Annotated in this window: 4 protein-coding genes and 1 pseudogene; 2 read left to right on the top strand and 3 right to left on the bottom strand. The window is 65.6% G+C overall.

Annotated elements, in window-relative coordinates; genetic code table 11:
• The 3 genes from AAFN86_RS29470 to AAFN86_RS29460 all read right to left on the bottom strand — a co-directional run.
• A partial coding sequence (locus AAFN86_RS29470; protein ID WP_347547294.1) for a ParB/Srx family N-terminal domain-containing protein occupies positions 1 to 776 on the bottom strand: 776 nt, incomplete at its 3' end.
• A 174-nt stretch (positions 777 to 950) separates the two neighbouring features.
• On the bottom strand, positions 951 to 3563 hold the full coding sequence (locus tag AAFN86_RS29465; protein ID WP_347547292.1) for a phage/plasmid primase, P4 family: 2613 nt from the start codon (positions 3561 to 3563) through the stop codon (positions 951 to 953).
• Between the two features lie 256 nt (positions 3564 to 3819).
• The gene (locus AAFN86_RS29460) at positions 3820 to 4662 is read right to left on the bottom strand and encodes a hypothetical protein (protein WP_347547290.1); all 843 of its coding nucleotides are present in this window, start codon (positions 4660 to 4662) and stop codon (positions 3820 to 3822) included.
• Between the two features lie 273 nt (positions 4663 to 4935).
• Between AAFN86_RS29460 and AAFN86_RS29455 the strand changes: the two genes are divergently transcribed.
• Both AAFN86_RS29455 and AAFN86_RS29450 read left to right on the top strand, forming a co-directional pair.
• Positions 4936 to 5445, top strand: coding sequence for a DUF2924 domain-containing protein (locus AAFN86_RS29455; RefSeq protein WP_347547288.1), 510 nt, complete (start codon positions 4936 to 4938; stop codon positions 5443 to 5445).
• A pseudogene (locus AAFN86_RS29450) lies at positions 5442 to 5612 on the top strand (recombinase family protein); the annotation flags it as partial. The gene AAFN86_RS29455 and the pseudogene AAFN86_RS29450, both read left to right, overlap by 4 nt.
• Positions 5613 to 5720 lie beyond the last annotated feature (108 nt).

The following is a 5720-nucleotide window of genomic DNA, read 5'->3' as shown; positions in this document are numbered from 1 at the left end:
GGTGGTGGCGTGCAGGGCGCCGTGCCAGACATAGGCGACATCGCCGGGGAACAGCGCCCAGGCCTCCCGCCAATCGGCACGGTCGTCGTTCTCGACCTTGCCGGTGCGCCGGGTGGTGCTGACCCCAGCCCGGTTGCGCCACTCGGGGTCGTAGCCACGCCATACGGCGGGTCGGTGACCATCAGGTGGGGCCGCACGCTACGCAGCACAGCGGCGACGACCGCCGGGTCGGTGCAGTCGCCACAGGCCAGGCGGTGGCGGCCCAGCAGCCAGACGTCACCCAACTGGCTGACCGGCGCCTCCGGCAGCGGCGGGATGTCGTCGGGGTCGGTCAGGCCTGTGGTCGGGTCCGCCAGGAACCCGGCGATCTCGTCCGCGTCGAAGCCGGTCAGATCCAGGTCGAAGCCCAACTCCTGCAACTCGGTCAGCTCCAGCCGCAGCAGGTCCTCGTCCCAGCCGGCGTTCAGCGCCAGCTTGTTGTCGGCCAACACATAGGCGCGACGCTGGGCGGGGGTGAGGTGCGCCAGCTCGATCACCGGCACCTCGTCCAGCCCCAGCTTGCGCGCGGCCAACACCCGCCCGTGGCCGGCAATGATGCCGTTGGCGCCATCGGTCAGCACCGGGTTGGTGAAGCCGAACTCGCGGATCGACGCGGCGATCTGCGCGACCTGCTCGTCGCTGTGGGTTCGTGCGTTCCGGGCGTACGGAACTAGGTCGCGTGTTCTGACCCTTTTGTAGGCGGGGAAGTCTGCGTGCGTGGCGTCAGGTGGCGGCATCGGAGCCTCCTTCGATAATGCCAGAGGAATTTTGAAACTGTGGCTCCGGCGACGTCAGCGACGCGTGCGACGCGAGAAACCGTTTATCCACTACGTGCGCGCGCGCGTGTGGCCGATCAACCGAATCACGTGTCGCACGCGTCGCTGGCGTCGCCAGCGTTGTCCCGTGATCGGTCATGCGTCGGTCTCGTTCCAGGGCTTTGCCGCTGGCTCGGGCAGCAGCCGGATGCCGACGTAACCCCGACCACGAAACATCGCGCAGTCCTTCGCGCGCCGGTGGCCTTGCCGCTCCAACATGGCGCCTAGCCACTTGGCGTTGTGCGGCTCGTCGGAGCGGCCCTGCGCAAAGGCCCGCCAGGAGGCAAAGAGCTTGCTGCTCGTCTCACCGAACCCTGTGCCGATCTCGCAGCACTCCTCGATCCACTGCGCGAGGACATCCTGCTCTGCAAAGTACTCCGCGGTGGCGTCGAGGACCGCTTTCGGACGAGCCAGGCCATCCCGCTGCCAGGCCAGGCAACCGTCGATCATCCAGCGCAGGATGCCAGGCCACTCGGCCCGGAGCTTGTCGCTCAGTTGCGGATCCGGGGCGGCGGGCCGATGCACGAAGGGAACCACATTGAATCGCCGCCAGGCCGCGTCATCCACGCTGCGCAGCGCCGGCTTATGGTTGCCACTGATGGTCAGCTTGAAGGCCGGCATATAGGTGAAGAAGTCCTGCCGCATGAAGCGCGCGGTGACCGGATCCCCGCCGGTCATCGCCTTGATGCGCGCCTCGGCCCAGGCACGGCCCTCCTCGGTCTCCGTCGTCATCACCAGCCTGGCACCGGCCAGCATGGCCAGGTCGGTCGGATGGCGCTCCCCCTTCGACGCTGTGAAGGTGTCGAGCGCTGCGGTGACGGCATAGGCACCGAGTATCCCGGCGATGGTCACCAGCAGCACGCCTTTGCCATTGCCGCCGGGGCCATAGACAAACAGCAGGGCATGCTCGCGGGTGATGCCGGTGAGGCAGTAGCCAAACCAGCGCTGGAGGAAGGCTGCCAAGGCCGCGTCGCCACCCGTGGCCTGATCCAGGAACGCCAGCCAGTGAGGGCAATCAGCCGCCGCGGATGGGGCGACAGCGGTGATGCGCGCGATGTAGTCGGTCCTGGCGGCCGACCGGAGCAGCCCGGTCCGCAGATCGACGACCCCGCCCGGGGTGCCAAGCAGCAGCGGATCCTGGTCCCAGAAGTCGCTGGTGACAGCCAGCGCTTCGTCGGCCTGGGCGAAGCGCTCGACCGCTGCAGCGAATGATGCCTTGCCGGTGATGGCCTGGGTCTTGAAATCACTCGTTCGATTGAGGGAGGCCGTGAGCCTGCGCGCCCAGCTGAAGGCCAGCCGGGTGCGGTTTACGGCCCAGTGGGTGCCGGTCCAGAGATACCAGGAGCCGGAGGTATGGCAGTATCGCAGATCGTCCTGGTGCCGCTCGACAAAGACGACCGCGACGCCATGCTCCGTCAGTTCGGCACTGCCATCGGGGGTGACGTCACGCGGCTCGCATAGGAATTGCGGATCGGTCAGATCCTCAATCTGGAGCCACTGCTGCTCCAGCATCTGCTTGAGGAACAGCAGATGCTCTCGGCCATCGCAGTGGTTGTGCCGGCAATGATGGAGGAACCAGCCCTTCTCCGACTGGCTGGCATTCATCACGAAAGTCGCCTGATCGTCATCGGCGGTGGTGTGCGCAGCGGCGTTCACGCAGCTGAGGTGGTGCTTGTGGTCCAGCACCTTGCCAGTGAACACACCGGACTTTCGGGCCCTAAGCGCCGTGACGATCTCAAATCGGCGGGCATAGTTCCTCCCCCATGCACGCAGATCGGCCACCTCGCCGGTGACGGGGTCGGAGTAGGTGATGGGATCAAGCGGATGGGTCTCCGCGCCACGTCGCCGGGAGCGACGAGCTGATCCGGCCTTCGAATCGCGACCGCCACCAGGATGCCCGGATGCCTTCGGCGCGGGCGGCAGGGCGAAGATGTCGCAGGCTATTCCATCAAGGATCGCCGTTTCGACCGTCGGGCCGTCGGCGGGACGGCGCGGCAGGTAGAACAGACGCGACGTGTCAGTGCAGGATTGGTCGTGGCGCAGATTCAGTGCTGCGGCCAGCGCCTCGATGCGCTCCTTCCAGGCGGCGTTGGCGGCCGTCTGGGTGTCGTAGCTCCCGGCACGCCAGGGCCGCTCCAGCGGAATTGCGATGCGGAACTTCGGGCAGGGCTGGTGCTGAAACGTCACCGTGTCGCCCGTCTCATCGATGACCACGGCGCCGGTCGCGATATCGGCTCTGTAGCCCTTGTCCTCGACGAGGTAGGCCTCGGCGGCCGTCACCGCGTCCGGATGCTTTGCGCGGAACTTGTCCCAGTTGCCGCGTTTGACGCTCGTCGTAGTCGTCTGGTGGTTGTGCGTGCTGGAGATGACGGCGCGAAAGTCGCGAGCGCTGATCGCGGCCCGGATCTCCTCCAGCGCCGCCCCGGTGTCGCTGTCCAGGAAGACGACGTCAATCTGGTCGGCATCGGATTTGTGGCGACGCGTGCCACGAAACACCGCCGGGACGATGCAGGTGCCTTCCTTCGGGCCGACTTCGTGGCTGGTCAACCGCAAAGCCAAGTCGGTCCATGAGAGCGACTGGCGGTCGGTCCATGGCGTCAGCTGATTAAAGGTTCCGAAGGTGAAGGTGAACACCGAGATCGCGCGGCTCGACGCCGACGCCTCGCCGTCCTGCTCGTCCTGTTCTGGTGAATGACTGTAGCCGTCCATCGCTGCCCCGCACGCAGCGTCCAGTGCGCTGCAGGCCAGACATGACGGCTAGAAGCATCCCGATCCACGTGCCCGATTTCCCGATTCACACATTTGAATAGGGGATGTGGATCGGGACTCTTGCAGCTGTCACCTGGGCAGCATGAAGAACACACGCCATTCCCGCCGCGGATCGCAGCATTGCACAGCTCGAGGAGGTCCCTGTGATGCGCAATGCGCCATTGCAACCAGGTTTCGCGGAGAACAGAGCAAGCCGCTACCCAGCACGAGCGATCCCACGGAGATCGCGGTAGAGCACACCAAGCTTGTTGCTGATCGTCTTTGCGCCGAGCGGCTGGTAGCTCGGAGCCGCCTTCGCACACCAGCGCTCCAGCCAATCCGCCTCTTCGGTCAATGTAGGCCGCAGCTCTTGTCGCCCGGCACGGGCCTTCATCTTCGTTGCTGCCAGCGCCAAGACGGAAGCCTTGCCAGGCGTATTCAGATTCACGCGCAGGTCGGTGCAGACGTGCTCGGCATGGCGTTCAAGCAATGCGGCGACCGTGTCAGGGTCAAGAAGCCCAACGTCGTCAACGCCCAGTATCCGATTCGACGGACTGCTCGGAGACACGCCGCCTGGCTCGGTCAGGTTCTCGTTGTTTGGAGGGCTCGGAGGGAGATCAAGCGGCGGGCCGCCGCGCCAGGCTCGGAGGGCGATGTAGGCGTGGCCGATGCCTTCGAGGGTGTCCGACAGGAAGTCGTATCGATACTCCGTTGCCCAGGGACCAAAGACCATGCTCCTGCACCGTTGGGTCACAGGCATCGTCTGAATGCCCGTCAGAACGATTTCTTCTGCCTCCACCCTTTGGCGCCAATCGGAAAGAAGCGCTCGCCACGCCCGTTCGTTCCGTTGAACCGCATCCTGCAGCGCATCGGGTCGGTAGCCGCCAAACGTCGAATCTACTTGGCGGGCTCGGCCCAGATCGGGACGACCGGCGGCCTCGAGCGCAATGGCGGAGAAGGGCTGCTGCGTCTCACGGGCCCGCATAAGTACGTTGGGATCACACCAAGCCTTCAGAGCCTGAAGAAGAGTTACGGGGCCCTCCGCCGTAGTCTCAGCCATCATATGGTTCCCTGTGCGATTGTTGGCACATCGCTAGCTCGATTTTTCGATTCGCTGCAGTGCGGAACGCGGGCGCGTGATTATGCGTGATCGCGTTGGCCACCTCCCACCCCACCTCCGCGAGGTCTGTGACATCCTCGCCCGCGGCCTGCTGCGGCTGCGAAGCCGCACCGCCGAGGACTTCGACCGAGATCTCCGGACCGCCGGAGAGAGTTCGCTACACTATCCTGCCCACCAGAGCGTGCATGCGGTCCCCTTGGAGAGGAGCTCCGCATGACCCGCCGAATGACCGGTTCAAACGCCATCGAGCCCGTGGCGCGCACAGTTGCAGCCATCCCGCCGGCCGACGTACTCGGCCGGCTGGCCGCTTTGAAGACCGCCGCCACGCCCGGCCTGAAGCAACAATGGCGGGAACTCTTCGCGGCCGAGCCGCCGCCCTACAATCGGCGCTTCCTGGAAAGCCGCCTGGCCTACCGGATCCAGGAACTCGCCTATGGCGGCTTGAAGCCCGAGACGATCCAGCGCCTCGAGGCCCTGGGAGAACAGCTCGACGGGGGCAATCCCGTCCTTCGGCGCATCCGCGGCGACGACAAGCCGATCACCGGCACGCGGCTGATCCGCGAGTACCAGGGCGTCGAGCACAGCGTCACCGTGCTGCACGACGGCTACGAGTATCAGGGGCGCCCCTACCAGTCGCTCTCCTCCATCGCGCGCGCCATCACCGGCACGCGCTGGAATGGCTGGCTGTTCTTCGGCCTGAAGAACCGGAGGGGCACCGCATGAAGCGCAAACCCGCCGCCGACGCCGCCATGCCGGCCACGGTCCGGAAAATCCGCGCCGCCGTGTACACGCGGAAATCGAGCGAGGAAGGGCTCGACATGGAGTTTAATTCGCTCGACGCCCAGCGCGAGGCATGTGAGGCATATATCACTAGCTGTCATTGCTATGGAGGTTGTCCCTCCGGGGCTGAGTTGGTTGGCTGTGGTTGCGAGGCCGACACCCAGCAACTCGGAGCCCCGGATGGACAGCCATAAGAATGCCCGAACGACGCCGCATGG

Origin of the sequence: Roseomonas sp. CAU 1739 (genome assembly GCF_039839775.1) — a bacterium.
In the GTDB taxonomy this organism is placed as follows: domain Bacteria; phylum Pseudomonadota; class Alphaproteobacteria; order Acetobacterales; family Acetobacteraceae; genus Neoroseomonas.
The sequence above is the reverse complement of the archived record's forward strand: the minus strand, read 5'-3'. Positions and strand labels throughout refer to the sequence as shown.

Bases quoted from the DNA above. Each gene is read 5' to 3' on its own strand.
- AAFN86_RS29455 (WP_347547288.1), top strand. From the start codon at position 4,936: ATGACCCGCCGAATGACCGGTTCAAACGCCATCGAGCCCGTGGCGCGC.
- AAFN86_RS29465 (WP_347547292.1), bottom strand. From the start codon at position 3,563: ATGGACGGCTACAGTCATTCACCAGAACAGGACGAGCAGGACGGCGAG.
- AAFN86_RS29460 (WP_347547290.1), bottom strand. From the start codon at position 4,662: ATGGCTGAGACTACGGCGGAGGGCCCCGTAACTCTTCTTCAGGCTCTG.